Annotated in this window: 12 protein-coding genes; 6 read left to right on the plus strand and 6 right to left on the minus strand. The window is 30.7% G+C overall.

Going from position 1 to position 15,922, the window contains the following annotated elements:
* Positions 1–181: 181 nt before the first annotated feature.
* From V9L05_RS14795 to V9L05_RS14810, 4 genes are all read right to left on the minus strand, one after another.
* Positions 182–1,687, minus strand: a complete 1,506-nt coding sequence (locus V9L05_RS14795) for a serine hydrolase (protein ID WP_338812635.1) — start codon at positions 1,685–1,687, stop codon at positions 182–184.
* Between the two features lie 76 nt (positions 1,688–1,763).
* Positions 1,764–2,513, minus strand: a complete 750-nt coding sequence (locus V9L05_RS14800) for an AraC family transcriptional regulator (protein ID WP_338812636.1) — start codon at positions 2,511–2,513, stop codon at positions 1,764–1,766.
* Positions 2,514–2,693: 180 nt separating this feature from the next.
* Positions 2,694–3,662 carry a LytTR family transcriptional regulator DNA-binding domain-containing protein gene (locus V9L05_RS14805; protein WP_338812637.1) on the minus strand — a complete coding sequence of 323 codons (969 nt, stop codon included), beginning with the start codon at positions 3,660–3,662 and terminating at the stop codon, positions 2,694–2,696.
* A 34-nt stretch (positions 3,663–3,696) separates the two neighbouring features.
* A complete protein-coding gene (locus V9L05_RS14810; protein WP_338812638.1) occupies positions 3,697–4,185 on the minus strand; it encodes a YHS domain-containing (seleno)protein in 489 nt (162 codons plus the stop codon).
* A gap of 663 nt (positions 4,186–4,848) precedes the next feature.
* On the opposite strand from V9L05_RS14810, the gene pckA reads away from it, so the two are divergent.
* The 4 genes from pckA (at position 4,849) to kynU (ending at position 10,190) form a co-directional block, all read left to right on the plus strand.
* On the plus strand, positions 4,849–6,462 hold the full coding sequence (gene pckA, locus V9L05_RS14815) for a phosphoenolpyruvate carboxykinase (ATP) (protein WP_338812639.1): 1,614 nt from the start codon (positions 4,849–4,851) through the stop codon (positions 6,460–6,462).
* A 659-nt stretch (positions 6,463–7,121) separates the two neighbouring features.
* A complete protein-coding gene (locus V9L05_RS14820) occupies positions 7,122–7,940 on the plus strand; it encodes a glycosyltransferase family 2 protein (RefSeq protein WP_338792451.1) in 819 nt (272 codons plus the stop codon).
* A 93-nt stretch (positions 7,941–8,033) separates the two neighbouring features.
* Positions 8,034–8,849, plus strand: coding sequence for a polysaccharide biosynthesis/export family protein (locus V9L05_RS14825; protein WP_338792450.1), 816 nt, complete (start codon positions 8,034–8,036; stop codon positions 8,847–8,849).
* Positions 8,850–8,888: 39 nt separating this feature from the next.
* Entirely contained in the window at positions 8,889–10,190 is a 1,302-nt protein-coding gene (kynU, locus tag V9L05_RS14830) for a kynureninase (protein WP_338792449.1), read from the plus strand.
* 146 nt (positions 10,191–10,336) lie between these two features.
* Here kynU and V9L05_RS14835 read toward each other — a convergent pair whose 3' ends face one another.
* Entirely contained in the window at positions 10,337–11,347 is a 1,011-nt protein-coding gene (locus V9L05_RS14835; RefSeq protein ID WP_338789949.1) for an IS110 family transposase, read from the minus strand.
* A gap of 318 nt (positions 11,348–11,665) precedes the next feature.
* Complete coding sequence (locus V9L05_RS14840; protein ID WP_338792448.1) at positions 11,666–12,304, minus strand: vWA domain-containing protein; 639 nt, start codon at positions 12,302–12,304, stop codon at positions 11,666–11,668.
* 303 nt (positions 12,305–12,607) lie between these two features.
* On the opposite strand from V9L05_RS14840, the gene V9L05_RS14845 reads away from it, so the two are divergent.
* Together V9L05_RS14845 and V9L05_RS14850 are read left to right on the plus strand one after the other, a co-directional pair.
* Positions 12,608–13,489, plus strand: a complete 882-nt coding sequence (locus V9L05_RS14845; RefSeq protein ID WP_338812643.1) for a DUF2167 domain-containing protein — start codon at positions 12,608–12,610, stop codon at positions 13,487–13,489.
* 339 nt (positions 13,490–13,828) lie between these two features.
* Positions 13,829–15,898, plus strand: coding sequence for a T9SS type A sorting domain-containing protein (locus V9L05_RS14850; protein ID WP_338812644.1), 2,070 nt, complete (start codon positions 13,829–13,831; stop codon positions 15,896–15,898).
* Positions 15,899–15,922: the final 24 nt, after the last annotated feature.

Consider the following 15,922-nt stretch of genomic DNA (forward strand, 5'->3'; position numbering starts at 1 on the left):
ACGACAAATATGAGGGATAAAATGTAGTTTTACAGCCTTTTAAAATGGTTTTGGTAGGAAGTGGCAGAGTTTGGGATAAGTGGGAGATGATTTGAATCTTTATCGTATTTTTTAATCAAAACTCAAAAAATAAACATAAAAAAACGGTCTTGTTTTTTGTTCAAGACCGTTTTGAATTAGCTTATATTTTCTCAAATACATCTTCTCCAAAAGAAAAACTAACTGGCTTTCCGTCTTCAATTTGAAAGCGAATCACGATGCCACTCCCAGGGGCAAGTTCGATTCGCATACATTCTTTTAACTCATAAGCTGTTGCTATGCTTTTTACATTTCCAGTAGTGAATAACAGTTTACCATCTTCATAACTGACATTTACTGTTCCGATATTTTTACTTTTGTAACTGCCTACATATTGTTCTTTTGGAAGAGAAAGCATCCATTCACGTTTGGCTAATTTTTCGGCATATTTTACTTCTGATTTATTGTAGCGTTTGAATTTCTTTTGAAGTGATTTAATGCCCTTTTTCTCTAGTTTTTTGACTGCTTTTTCATCTCCTAAATGTAAATAATAGGCATATTTAGCAATCAAATTTCCGATATCCAAACCTAATGAGTGATTAATACTTACACTGACACCTATTTTTTCATTTGGTAAAAAAGAAAGATGAGAAGCAAAACCATGATAACCTCCAAAATGATAAATTACTTTCTTTCCTTCAAAATCGCCTATTCTCCAACCTCTAGCATAGCCATTTCCCTCAAAAATAGTTATATATTCATGAGCAGCAGAAACTAACTTTTCTTGATTTTTTTCTATAACGGCACTTGGATAAATTGTTTTGCCATGTAGAGTTCCTTTATTGATTTGAAATTCTAGAAAGTTTGCCATGTCTTCTGCCGAAGTAATTATTCCTCCTGCTGCGTGCATGGTTTTATCTATTTTAAAAAAATCTGATTTCTGAACATCTTTTCCAAAGGTACTATGATGAGGTTTGGCTAATTTATTTTCATCAAAATCAGAAACTTTTGCAGATGTGTTTTTCATTCCTAAAGGCGTAAAAACCTTTTCTTGAAGCAAATCCTGCCATGTTTTTCCTAGTTCTGCTTTCAAAATCATAGAAAAAAGGTAATAGCCATAATTAGAATACATAAACTGCTTTCCAGTTTCTAAGGCTTCACTTTCTTGTTCTATAATTCTCAAAATATCTTCCTCTGTATATTCGCCTGTATAAGCCAAACGCATAGATAAATATTCATTATCAACTCCAATTTGGTGCGACAACAAATCATTAATCGTAATTCCTTCAAATTTTGCTTTTTCTTTGAAATTACTAAACGGTTTGTATTCTATGATTTGTTTTTGGAGGTCAATTTTTCCTTCATATTCCAAAACACTAGCTAAAAGCCCAACAAAAGATTTAGTAGTAGAAGCAATATAAAAACCAGTAGAATTAGTAGCTTTTTGCTTGGTTTCTATATTTGTGTAGCCTGTGGTGTATGCAAAAGATTTTGTGTTTTTTTTATCATCAAGATGAGAAACTGCAACACTAATAGCAGGAATCATTTCTAGTTCTGTCTGAATTTTTTCAATAAATTGAGTGAGTTTCTGATTTTTTTCTATTTTCTGAGCAAAATTAAAGTGAGTAATAGAAATAAGTAGTGCAACTAAGATAGTTTTTCTTATCATTTTCAAATTCGTTTTTAGTGGTTGATAAAATATTTTTACAAAAGTAGTTTTGTATTTTACCAAAAAATAGAACGAATCAAACATCGATTAAATTTAGAGCTTTTCGTGGCGTAAAGTGAGTAATTTTTTTGAAGGTTCGGCAAAAATGACTTTGGTCTGAAAAACCATTTTTATACGCAATTTCTGTTAGACTTTCATTTTGTTCTATTACTTGAGCAAAGCTATTTCGTATTCTCAAGTTTTGTTGATATGTTTTTATATCCATACCATAAAATTTTTTGAAAAAATGACCTACATGAAAAGGATGCTTATTTATATCTTGAGCTATCTCTGTTATTACAATATTTTTTTCGTGATTATTATTAATATAAGTAGCAATTTCTGAAAGCCAAGTAGGGATGTGTGTAGATTGTTGCTGTAAGCAAATAGCCAATGTTTTTTTGAGTTGTTTTATAGCTTCTTTTTTATTTTTTTGTTGAATGAGAGGCAAAAAGTAAGGTATAAGTGTCTGTTCTGCAATCCAACTCCATTCTTTAAAATCTAAGTCGTAATACTCCCAATCATATATTTTGAGCGATAAAAGTGAGCTATTTTCTGCAAAAGAATCACTATGAATCACTTGAGGTGGTTTTATGGAAACATGCCCTGCACCTGCTTTATGAATTTGGTCTTGAGAAGTTTTTTCTGCTATATTTCCATTCAACAATAAACTAATGGTAAGAAAATCATGACTATGCAAAGGCATATCTGATTTAGTTTTAGCATAATGATTTCTTGCTATTTGAATAGAGCTATCTTGATAATATATTTTTTGGTCAGTAAGCATAAGAGAGATTTATTTTTATCTGTAAAGACAAAAGTTTTTGAAAACTGTTGCAGAATTCCACGACATATCTCAAAAATAAATAATAATAAAGCAATAGCTATATCATTTATCTCTATTTGGTAAGAATGGGAAAAGGGTGGTATAAAGTAGAAAAAGCAAATTAAAAGTAAACAAGAAATACTAAGAATTTGCTTTGAGAAGTTCTGAAAGTTCTTTTGATTTGGAGCGTGAAACAGGAATTTTTGTATTGATATTTTGCAAAACCAATTCTAAATTTCGTGCATTTCCTTCTACTTTCTGAATCTTTGAAAGGTTGATGATATAACTTTTATGACACCTAAAAAAATCTTTTGGAGGTAATTTTTCTTCTAGCTTTTTTAAGCTATTTCGGATTAATTCTTTTTGAATAGAATTGTCTGATTTATAAAAAACTTCAATATAATTTCCTTCTGATTGCAGATAAAAAATTTGTTTGCTTTCTAATTGCAAAGCAATTTTTCCATTTTCGGCTTCTAAAATGATTTTTTTTTGAGAAATAGTGTTTTCTATTTCCTCTACTTTTGTTCTGACTTGCTCTTCTATTTTTTCCTCTACTTGATTTTGAAGTTTGTTCTCAAATTCTGCTTTGAGTTTAATTTGTGTTTCCTGTAATTCAGTCTGTTTTTCTTGAAGTCTTTGATTGAGCGATTCTGCTTCTTTCCACTTTTGTTTTTGATGATAATACTGCTCGTAAAGAATCATTATCAAGATTGGAAAAAACGAAATGAGAAGTGTCCGAACGAACATGATTTGAAACAAAGCTCCTAAGTTTTCAAAACCTTTCAGAAAAGCAAAAATAAAGAAGGTTACAAAAATAATAAATGTTAGAATCGTAAAAACTAGGCTTATTTCTTTTCCTACTGTCCAGTTTTCTTCTTCAAAAGAGTTAGAGAATACTTTTTGTAGTCCTCTTACACCTACCCAAATACAAAAAGCAACTACTGCACTAAAAAAAATAGCATAGCTAAAACGGTTCAACACATCAGACTGAACTAAACCGAAAGGAGCAAAAACCAAAATCACTAAAAAAGTAATTAAGGCAGGAACTAAAATACTTCCTATATTAAAAATAAAAGGATGAGGTTTTTTGAGTAACTGTAAAATATTCATTTGAAAACTATTTTTACAAAGCAAAAAGACAGTATTATTTCACTTCTGACCAGTTTTTATCAGCTTTTTGCTTTAGATTTTCTTCATCTTCATTCCAATCATCTAATGTATCTGTGAAGAAATTTTTATAAAAAAGATAGAGTTTTCCATCTATAATCTTATAGTTTTCTGGATTCATATCCACTTTTTCATCCTTTGCACCCATTGCATAAGCACACCAGCCACCATATTGAGGCATATATTTTTGAGGGTTTTTGACAAATAAATCTCGGTGTTCTTTAGTAGAAAATCTATAAATTACACCTAAGTATTTTGCAGAAATAGATGCTTTTCCTTTTTGTGGTTTGTCTTCTACAAAATAAGAAACCACATCATACCCCTCAATGGCTACTCCTTTATCAAGATTAAAATGCGTAATACAGTGTTTTTCTGTTAGTTGTTGAGCCTGTGAGCCTCCTATGATTAGGACGTTAAACACTAAAAATAGAAATATGTAAAGGCTATGTGTTTTTTTGTTTTTCATAATTAAAGAAGTTTTTTATATCCAAAACCAACAAATCAAGGTAGTGATTATATTACTTGATTATAAAGACTTTTGTTGAAAAATATTGCTTTTTTAGCCGACTTTTAAAGTTCTTAATCTTTTAAATTAATAATTTTTTTTGAATTTTAATAGAATGAGCTACTTAAAAATCACCTATAACCTTTTACAATGGCAAACAAGGGTATTTATTTCATTTTTTCGGTGTGAATTTTGCGTTACATCATAAAAATAATTGTATCTTTGTGTGCAATAATTACAATTTACATTTGTGTAGGGACTAATTTGTATTTGTCAGCAAATAACTGTTTATGCGTCTATTGCTTTTGAAGCCTCTTTTTTTAAAAATACAATCAAACTTATTAAAAATAATGTTTGAAAAATCATCTCAAGAAAACATTTTTTCTGATTTGATTCTTCTTCTGTCCAAAATTAATAAGGGAATGTTTTTGAGTGCTGAAAAATGCAGTTTTCTTTTGTCTTTACTTTTAGTTATAAAAGAGAATACGACTGAAAAAAATAGAAAAATTACTTCTACTAAAAAAATTATATACTCATTTTGATATTTTGCCAATTTGTTTTTCATTAGGTATGGAAAATAGATTGGCTTTTTTGATTTTACCAATTTTATACTGACATTTAATTATGCAACAACACGGAGTCAAGTCTAACCAATCAGGAATTGAGGAGCTAGGAATAAAACATGCAGCGAACGTATATTGGAACTTGCCAGCAGCAGAGCTTATTGAACATGCACTAGATAAAAAAGAAGGTGTTTTGAACAATACAGGAGCTTTAATGTTTGATACAGGCAAATTTACAGGGCGTTCTCCTAAAGATAGATTTATTGTAAAAGATGCAGAAACTGAAAATTCAGTATGGTGGGGAGATATAAACATTGCCTTCTCTCCAGAAAAATTTGATGCTCTAATGGAAAAAATGATTGCATCATTAGAAGGAAAAGATCTTTATGTGCGTGATGCGTATGCAGGTGCAGATACAAATTATCAACTTAAGCTACGTGTTATTAATACAAATGCTTGTTCGAATCTTTTTTGTCATAACATGTTTATTCGTCCAGAACAAACAGAATTTGAATCTTTTAATCCTACTTTCACTATTCTTCAAGTTCCAGAATACGAAGCTGATCCAGAAGTAGATGGTACTCGCCAAGCTAACTTTGCTATTATCAATTTCACTAAAAAAATGATTTTGATTGGTGGAACAGGTTACACAGGAGAAATGAAAAAAGGAATTTTCTCTGTCTTGAATTATTTGCTTCCTCACAAACACAAAGTATTGTCGATGCACTGCTCTGCAAATATTGGACAAGATGGTGATACAGCTATTTTCTTTGGTCTTTCTGGAACAGGAAAAACTACACTTTCAGCAGACCCTAACCGTCCTCTTATTGGAGATGATGAGCATGGCTGGACTTCTGATTCGGTTTTCAATTTTGAAGGTGGTTGTTATGCAAAAGTAATTGACCTTACAGAAGAGAAAGAGCCTCAAATCTTTAATGCTGTTAAGTTTGGTGCATTATTAGAAAATACTCGCTTCCATGAAGGAACTAGAAAAGTAGATTATCTCAACTCTTCAGTTACTGAAAATACTCGTGTAGCTTATCCAATTTATCATATTGATAATGCTGTTGAGCCTTCTGTTGGTGGTGTTCCAAAAAATATTTTCTTCCTTACTTGTGATGCGTATGGTGTATTGCCTCCAATTTCTAAATTAGAAAAAGGACAAGCTATGTATCACTTTATTTCGGGTTATACTGCCAAGGTTGCAGGAACAGAAGTAGGTATTACAGAACCACAACGTACTTTCTCGGCTTGTTTTGGTGCTGCCTTTTTACCTTTGCACCCTACTAAATATGCAGAAATGTTGGGTAAGAAAATGGAAGAATCAAATGTAAACGTTTGGCTTATCAATACTGGATGGTCTGGTGGTGGATATGGTGTAGGTTCAAGAATGAAACTTTCTTATACTCGTGCTATGATTACGGCTGCTTTAGAAGGAAAATTAGATAATGTAAACTTTGAGGAACAACCAATTTTTGGAGTAAAAATTCCTAGTGAATGTCCAAATGTTCCTACTGAAATCTTGAATCCTAAAAATACATGGGAAAATAAAGAAGAATATGATGCTACTGCTAATAAATTAGCGACTGCATTTGTAACTAACTTCGAAAAATATGCAGAGTATGCAAATGATGAGATTATGGCTGGAGCACCTAAAGCAATGGCAAATTCGTAATCTTATTTCAAGATAATTTCAAATTATAATTTTAAGGAGTCTTATTCTACTGTTTTAGAATAAGACTTCTTATTTTTATGAGAACTTGTTTGTTAAGAGAGCTTTTTCTGAAGTGTTTAAAATAGAACAATCGTATTTTGTGTGTCATAGAATACAGTAAAAAACACAGTCTTTATAAGTATTTCAGCATAGTGAAATTAACAAGCAAATGTGTAAAGCCTATTAAAATAGTATATCACAATTTATTCTTTGCTAAATTAGTGATGAAAGACAACAAAAAATAAAAAATATATCGAAATAATAGTTGATTTTTGTATAAAAATTTGCAATTTTGTGTGAAATTATTCTGAACAAAAATAATTTTATTTTTTACTATGTAATAGTATATTCAATCAAAATTAGTTTTAGAAGTGTATATTTAAACATTCAGATACCTTAAAGGTATAAGTATAGTTAAAAAGTGAATTATCTGATACCATTGAGTATACTGATAAGTTTAATTTTAGCTTTACTGATTTATCAATTCTAAATCTTAATAAGTTTGAATGTAGTTTTTTCTACCTAAAATAGTAAAAACTATCTATTACAAATATAACAAGTTGTTTCTATACATGAGATAGAAATAGAACAACTAGACATTTAACTTAACCTAAAAAAAATTGAAAGTTTCCATTGTAACTGTAGTTTATAACAACGTATCAATGGTAGCAGACGCTATTGAATCTGTTTTAAATCAAGATTATCCTGACTTAGAATATATTCTTATTGACGGAGCCTCAACAGACGGAACTACCGAATTGATACGTATGTATCAAAATCGTATTACTCGTTTTATTTCAGAGAAAGATGAAGGGCTTTATGATGCTATCAACAAAGGAATTCGTATGTGTAGTGGAGATATTATAGGGTTACTTCATTCTGATGATTTTTATCCAAATAATAAAGTAGTTTCTTCTTTTGTGAAAGCTTTTGAAGAAAAAAATACCGATGCTGTATATGGCGATTTGCTCTATGTAGATAAAGAAGATACTCAAAAAGTAATTAGATATTGGCAATCTGGAGAATTTGACTGTGATAGTTTTTATAAAGGCTGGATGCCTCCTCATCCTGCTCTTTTTATAAAAAAAGAATGCTATCAAAAATATGGAGTGTATGATACCCGATTTAAAAGTGCTGCCGATTATGAACTTACTTTGCGTATGCTTTTGAAAAATAAAATATCAGCAACTTATATACCTATGGTAATGGCTAGTATGCGTACAGGAGGAAAAAGCAATAGTAGCTTGAGAAATCGTTTGATGGCAAATATAGAAGACTATAAAGCTTGGAAAATCAATGACTTACAACCTAAGTTTTATACTCGTTTTATGAAGCCTTTGTCGAAAATACCTCAGTATTTCCATGGTATTACTCAAGAAAAATTAGAACTTGTTTATGCAGCTTCTAACTCATATTCAAATAATGAAGTGGAAGTATAAACCATAAAAAGATTGTGCCACAAATTTGTATTTTATTTTACCTTCAACTCTGAGAAAACAGAATTGAAGGTTATTTTATTATTAAATGCTATTATGAAAAATATTACTTTACTTTTACTTCTCTTATCTATTTTATCTTTTTTTAGTTGTGTTCCTACTCGTAACCTCACTTATTTAAAAGGAAAACAACAAGAAAATCCAAATATAGGAAGCACCACCCCTTCAAGTTATTCTTTAGATTTTACTTCATATAGATTACAGTCTTACGATATTTTAGGTATTAACGTACAAAGTATTGTGCCTTCAAAATATGATTTGGGTACAACAGAGGCTAGTAATATACAATCTAAACAAGGAGGAGGAAGTGGACAAAATGGGAATGCTCTTTTATCAGGGTATACAATTAGTGATAGTGGCTTTGTGCAAGTTCCTCTAGTTGGAAGTGTACAGGTAGCTGGACTTACAGTAGATGAAGCAGCTAGTAAAATAAAAGCTGAAGTAGAAGAGCGATTTACAGAAGTAATAGTAAAAGTGCAATTGCTTACTTTTCAAGTTACTATGCTTGGAGAAGTAACTGCACCAGGACAGATTACAATCTACAATATGCGTATGACTACCATTTTAGATGTAATGGCTTTGGCAGGTGAGCCTTTAGTTACAGCCAACAGACAAAAAGTAAGGATTATGAGACGAAAAGGAGCTACATTAGAAAGCTATTATGTAGATCTTACTCAAGATGATATTCTTACTTCTCCTCTTTTTTATGTCCAACCTGGGGATATTATTTATGTAGAACCATTGAAAGGAAATAAAGCACTACAAACAAATACGTCTCTGATTGGAATTGTAGGAACAATTATGAACTTTGCTTTTTTCATAACTAACTTTTTCTTCATAATAAATCGCTAAAATAATTTATAAAAAATCACGCAAACAAAATTACCAAAAATGAACTTTGAAACCACTAAAGACTTTGCAGCACAATTAGACAATAATGATTCTCTAGCTCATTTTAGAGATAAATTTTGGATTCCTACAATGAAATCAGTTTTAGGTACAACTAATTCTGATACTAAAGAGGTAGTTTATTTTTGTGGAAATTCTTTGGGGCTTCAACCCAAAACTACTAAAGCCTATATTGAACAAGAATTAGAAGATTGGAAAAATTTGGGTGTAGAGGGGCATTTTCATGGAAAAAATCCATGGCTCTCCTATCATAAACTCCTTACAAATCAAACAGCCAAAATTGTAGGTGCAAAACCAATTGAGGTAGTGGTTATGAATAACCTTACTGTCAATTTGCATTTATTGATGGTTTCTTTTTATCGTCCCACTCAAAAGCGTTTCAAAATATTGATGGAAGGTGGAGCTTTTCCTTCTGACCAGTATGCTGTCGAATCTCAAGTTAAATTTCACGGATTTTCGCCATACGATGCCATTGTAGAAATGATTCCTAGAGAAAATGAAGAAACACTAAGAACAGAAGATATTACAAAAAAAATAGAAGAATTAGGAGATGAATTGGCTCTAGTTATGTTTGGTGGTGTAAATTATTACACAGGACAATTTTTTGACTTAGAAAAAATTACAAAAGCAGCCCATAAAGTAGGTGCAACAGCAGGATTTGATTTGGCTCATGCAGCAGGAAATGTTCCTTTAAAACTAAGTGATTGGAATGTAGATTTTGCCACATGGTGTAGCTACAAATACCTCAACTCAGGTGCTGGTGGAACTTCTGGAGTATTTGTAAATGAAAAATATGCTGATGATGATTCGCTTCCACGTTTTGCAGGTTGGTGGGGACACGATGAAAAAGTTCGTTTTCAGATGAAAAAAGGATTTATTCCGATGCGTGGTGCAGAAGGTTGGCAGCTAAGTAATGCACAGATTTTGCCAATGGCAGCACACAAAGCCTCTTTAGATATTTTTCAGGAAGCAGGTTTTGAAAACCTAAGAGAAAAAAGTGAACAACTAACAGCTTATATGGAATTTTTGATAGAAAGTTTTAATAAAGAACAATCTAAAATCAAAATTCAAATTATTACTCCAAAAAATAAAAACGAAAGAGGTTGTCAGTTGTCTTTAGTTTTTGATAAAGAAGGTAAAAAATATCATGAAATCTTGACTCAAAAAGGAGTTATTTCAGATTGGAGAGAACCTAATGTTATTCGAATTGCACCTATACCTTTGTATAATTCTTTTATGGATTGTTACCGTTTTTATGAAATTTTGAAAGAAATTGCTTTGTAGATTTTTTTATTTTAATATAGCGTTACAGAACTATTTATTTTTTTATAAAAGTCTGTAACGCTATTTTAGTATCATATAGAATTAACTTTCCTGCCTTTGAATTCTATGACAAAGTCAAGCCTAATCTTTAGAAATTTAGGATAAATTTATGCTGCATTTTGAAATCCTACTCCTTGTCTTTCATAGATTTTGTTATTTTGTACACAAGCTACTACACGTTGAAGTATTTTATTTCGTAAAGCATTCAAAACACTCATTTTATTTTTGCCTTCTTTTATTTTACGTTCATAAAATTCACTTAATTCTCCCCCTTTTACTTTTATAGCAGCTAAAGCACACATATGTAACAATGTTTTAAGTGATTTATCAGCTATTTTTGATACCCTTGGCTTTCCTTTGTGGTTACCTGATGATTTTTCAAAGGGAACAACACCAGCATAACAAGCTAGTTGTTTAGCAGATTTAAACTTTGTAAAACCTTGTGTAACAACAAGTAATTTTATAGCTGTTACATCTCCTACTCCAACAACAGAAGTAGTGAGTCGATAGAGTTCTTTTAATTTCTCATCATTTCTAATTACATTTTTCATGCTTTTTTCTACTGCTATAATTTGTTCTTTTATCTGCTCTACTGGCTTTTGTAGATGTTCTGTTAAGTATTCATTTTGTTGTTCTGTTTCAAATTTTTGAGATTCTTTCCAAAATGTTTCCAGTTGTTTTTTGCATTTGATTAAATTTTTACGAACTAATTGCAATGTTTTTAAGGTCTTAATAGACTGACTTACAGGGGTATACAGTTTGCAACGGTCTTGAAAACGAAAAGCATACAAAGCTATTCTATAGGCATCTTCTTTGTCATTTTTTTCTCTAGTAAAGCCCATAGATTGTTTTATTTGAAGGGCATTCTCTACCCAAACATTCATTTTTTTGTCTAGTAGTGCAGTCAATAAAAAATTTATATATACGCCTGTAGGCTCTAAACAAACTAATAAAAAAGAAATATCTATTTGAGTTTCTAATTTTGCTAAGTAACTCTCTATTGAAGCTAAGTTATTTTTAATTTGCTTTTGGCTTACTATAACACCATCTTTCAATAAAGTACAATCTAAATGATTGCGACTTACATCGATTCCTAAAAAAGTTTGATAAGTTTGCATAAAAAGTTAATTTTAAGTGATTATTTAATAGAGTAGTTCATCAATTAGTCAATCAAACTTAAAACCTTATCTAATGAGGTAATTTTTATTATTTAGAGTAATAAAAGTTCTCCGAATTCTATATAAGTATGCGATTGAATAAATGTAGGTAGAGGCTAATTCAACGGATAGAATCTATGTTCTTGTTGGTGTTACAGGTTCTCTACCTACTTGATGAATACTTAAATACAAGATAAGTATTTCATTCTATTTATCTAGTGCAAACCTAAAGGTTGGTGTTTTAGCGACAGTGACACCAACAACAAAACAGGTATAGAATTAACTATAAAAATCATCTTTTGTATCTTCGTTATTTCTAATCTTTGCACTATATTTCATACGTGATGCTTTTTCTTTGCTAAACATTTTTTTAATGTCTTGCGTATTTGCCTCAAATTTCATTGTATTAGTAATAGAAATTGTAGCTGCAAATGCCTCTACATCATGATTTGCTCCAATATAGGTAAATGTCCAGTTTTCTTGTTTTAACTCCTCAACCATTTTTTTGATGGTTGCTCCATTGAATTCTTTTGATGAATTTTCTTCTCCGTCTGTCAAGATTGTAACCAAAACATTATACTCTGAATGTGTTTGAGTTATTTTTCGAAGCTGCGAAATACTGTTTCCCATAGCATCAAAAAGGGGCGTTCCTGCTGTTGGGTTGTATTTTGTCTTGTCAATTTCATTTAGTTTTTCTACACTTTCATTTTCTAAAAGTGTTTTTGTATGCAAAGAATTGAAGGTAACAAGACTAATAAAATGACCTTGCTCTGGATACTGCTCAGCAACTCCTTTTACAGTCTGGACAACTTCATTAAAACCACTAATAATAGTTTCTTTGATAGAATTCATCGAACCACTCTCATCAAGAATAATAAGATTGAATACTTTGTGTGTTTTCTGATTTGAATTTAACATAAATAGGTAATTTGGATTTGATTGAAATAAATAAGAAAATAAATAAATGTTATTGAACTTTATGTAACTAGAAATATGTTGAGAGCCTATGCAGATAATAAATGACACAAAATTATTACAAGACAATTATTCTTTTGAATAAATTTATGCTTACATTTACATCTTTATTCTTTTTATCGATTGTTTGTTACATCAAATTTTGATTTGATATTTCATAAAAAAATAAAATATACCACAAGCAATGCACCTAATTTTCTCACATAACACTTATTTACATTACTCAATTTAAACAAAAATTATAACATGAAAAAAATAGTATTTAGTTTCTTGGCTCTTTTTATGACCTTTTTTAGTTTGACTACTTATGCTCAAGTAGTAGAAGATAGCACACAAATTTTAATCAATAACATAGAAAAGTCACTTGATTATCAAACAGGTAGTATTGAACTTGAAACAGGAAATGCAACACTAACTGTTCCTGAAGGATTCGGTTATCTCAATAAAGAACAAGCTAATTATGTTTTGAGCGATTTATGGGGTAATCCAAAAGATGAAACTATTTTGGGGCTTCTTGTTCCTTCTAATAAAGGTGTTTTAGCTGATAATAGTTGGGTTTTTGTAATTAGCTTTGAAGAAATGGGCTATGTAGAAGATGAAGATGCTGATGATATTGATTATGATGAACTTTTAGAACAGTTGAAGGAAGAAACAAAAGATTCAAATACTGAAAGAAAGAGTTTGGGATATGAAACGATTGATTTTGTAGGTTGGGCATCAAAACCTTATTATGACAAAAATAAAAAAATCCTACACTGGGCTAAAGAAGTAAAATTTGGCGAAAATCTAGAAAATACATTAAATTATAACTTACGTGTTTTGGGACGTAAAGGAGTATTTATGTTAAATGCTGTGGCTTCTATGAAACAACTTCCAGAAGTAAAAGCAAATATCGACAATGTTATTGGAAGTGTGGAATTTAAAGAAGGACACAAATATGCTGATTTTATTCCTGATGTAGATAACGTAGCTGCTTGGACAATTGGAGGATTAGTAGCAGGAAAAGTACTTGCTAAAACAGGTTTCTTTGTTGTGCTTCTTAAGTTTTGGAAAATTATTGCAGTAGCCATTGGAGGTGGAGCAACCACACTTTGGAAATTCTTGAAAGGACGCAAGAAGGAAGATTAATAGTATTAGACAAAGACAACAAAGCCTAATCATTTATACAATGGTTAGGCTTTTTTTACGATTACATCCTAATTAGAGGTATTTCTATTTTTGCTACTGACAATTTGAGGATAAAACTAAGTTTGAAGGATTATGATAGAGTTGTTTTCTAACTGATTTTTTACAAAAAATGATAAATAGAACGCTTATGTAAAAAATTGCACTATCTATGAAGTCAAACTTGATGTTTATGAAAAACCATATCTAGGTAGTTGCTTTAATACTTACTTTTGAATAATTATTTTAACCTAAATAGTTAAATTATTTATCCAAATTTTAATATCTAATCATAAACTTATTATGAAAACCACTAGTTATTTTTTCTCATTACTGATTGCTTTTTTCTGTATTTCTCAGCTACAAGCACAATCTCCACAATTAAAAAAATGGTATCTAAATCAATTTGAAGTTGATTTTTCTACTACATTACCTCAAGTGAATAGTTTACCTCAAACGTATCCTATTGTATTTGGAGGAACATCTTCAAATGGGTTTGCAAGAAATTCACATGGACACTATGATGACAATGGAAATATTCTATTCTATACAGCTGCACAATCAAATGGAAGTTTTTTAGAGTACCGAGTAATCAATGGACAAGGAGCTATTATAGGAACATTAACTGAAACACCTGATAATAGTGCTGAAATGTCTATGATACCTTTTGGATGTAATGCTCCTAATAAATACTTATTGATTTACTCTGCTCCTTATACGGTTCAAAAACTTGGAAAAACAGAAAAAGTTATGGCTCCTTGTTGGTCTAGGTTAGTATATACAGTAATAGATTTGGGTACAAATACAGTTAGTCCTTCCTATCAAGTACCTAATTTAGATAGAGATTGTCCTAGCAAGGCACAAGCAGTTGGAAAACCAAGACCAGATGGAACACGTTGGCTATATACTAATGCAGAAAGAGATATTGTGAAATGTAAAATCGATTTTACTCAATCGTATTCAAATATTATTAGTGTTTCAAATGTTATTCATGCTGAAAACCATATTATGAATATAGTGGAATTAGAATTGTCTCCTAACCAAAATTTTTTAGCTTGGACAGATAGAGCAAATGATGTAAATTATGACTTTGCTGTAATGGCATTAGATAGTAATGGAGATAGAAATATGAACGGAGTTTTTACAAAACAAGACATTCCTACCTCTTCGTTTAATCCAAATATTCCTAAAGCATCAGGAATTGAATTTGTAGGAGAAGGTGTAGGAAACTTTTTTCTGTTTGTAGGTTTTAATACATTTGGAACAGATACAGCTAAAGATGGAATTTATAACTTTAATTTTATAAACTACTCTCTGACTCAATTAGCCAATACATCAGGATTTGTAAAATCTCATATTGAAAGAGCTGGTAATGGCAGATGTTATGCAGTCAATGCAAACTCACTATTAGATATTAGTGCATTAAGTATAACAACTCTTCCAAACAGCACAGATTATTTTCCTTATGATAAAACAGGTGCTACTGTTATTGATTATCAAAACATAAATGATTATGGAGTATATATACTTCCTGACCAAGTAGATGGAGAAGTAATTAGTTCTAATTATACTCTGCCAGATGTATCTCATCTAACAGGTAATGTGTGTAAAAGTGATGCTATTCTTAGCTTTCCGACAAGTATCAGTAACTATACAATTACAGTTGAAAAACCATTTCAAACTCCTTGTGTATATCAAGGTACTGCAAGAACGCTTGATTTGACAACAATTTGTGATATTCAATGTGGAGGAAATGCTTGTGATAACAGATATCGTATAAAAATAGAAGCAACACTTTGTAATGGACAACAACTAGTGTCTCAGTCTGGTGTTTTTAATATATTGTGTGCTCCAGCGAAACCAGTAGTACAAATAGGTCATCGTTTTCTTTGTCCTGAACAAACTACTTGGGGAAAAGTAACAAATTCATATCCACAAGGAACTACAATAGAATGGTTTCAAGGTGGAAATTTATTTGCAACAGGAGCAAGCATAACAGGTATATCAGGCAGCTTTACAGTACGTATAACAGATGCAAGTGGCTGTTCTGTTGAAGAAAACGTATTAATTGGACTGAAAGAGTGTAATAAAGAAGTATTATTCAAAACAGAAAATAATTCTATCAATTCTATTGATGATTCTGTTATCTATCCAAATCCAGCTAAAAACCAAGCGACTATCAAGCTTTTTGAAAATGAAGTTATAGAATATATCACAATCAAAGATGCTAGAGGTATGTTAGTTAAATCGTACAAAAATGTGTCAGAAGTGACTAAGACTATAGATATTTCAAAATTGAGTGTAGGTTTTTATATTGTAGAAGTTATATCTCAAAACAAAAAACAGTATATCTCAAAATTAATTGTTGAGTAATTCAAGCATATAAATTTTGCTTTT

This window comes from Bernardetia sp. Wsw4-3y2, assembly GCF_037126295.1.
Taxonomy (GTDB): domain Bacteria; phylum Bacteroidota; class Bacteroidia; order Cytophagales; family Bernardetiaceae; genus Bernardetia.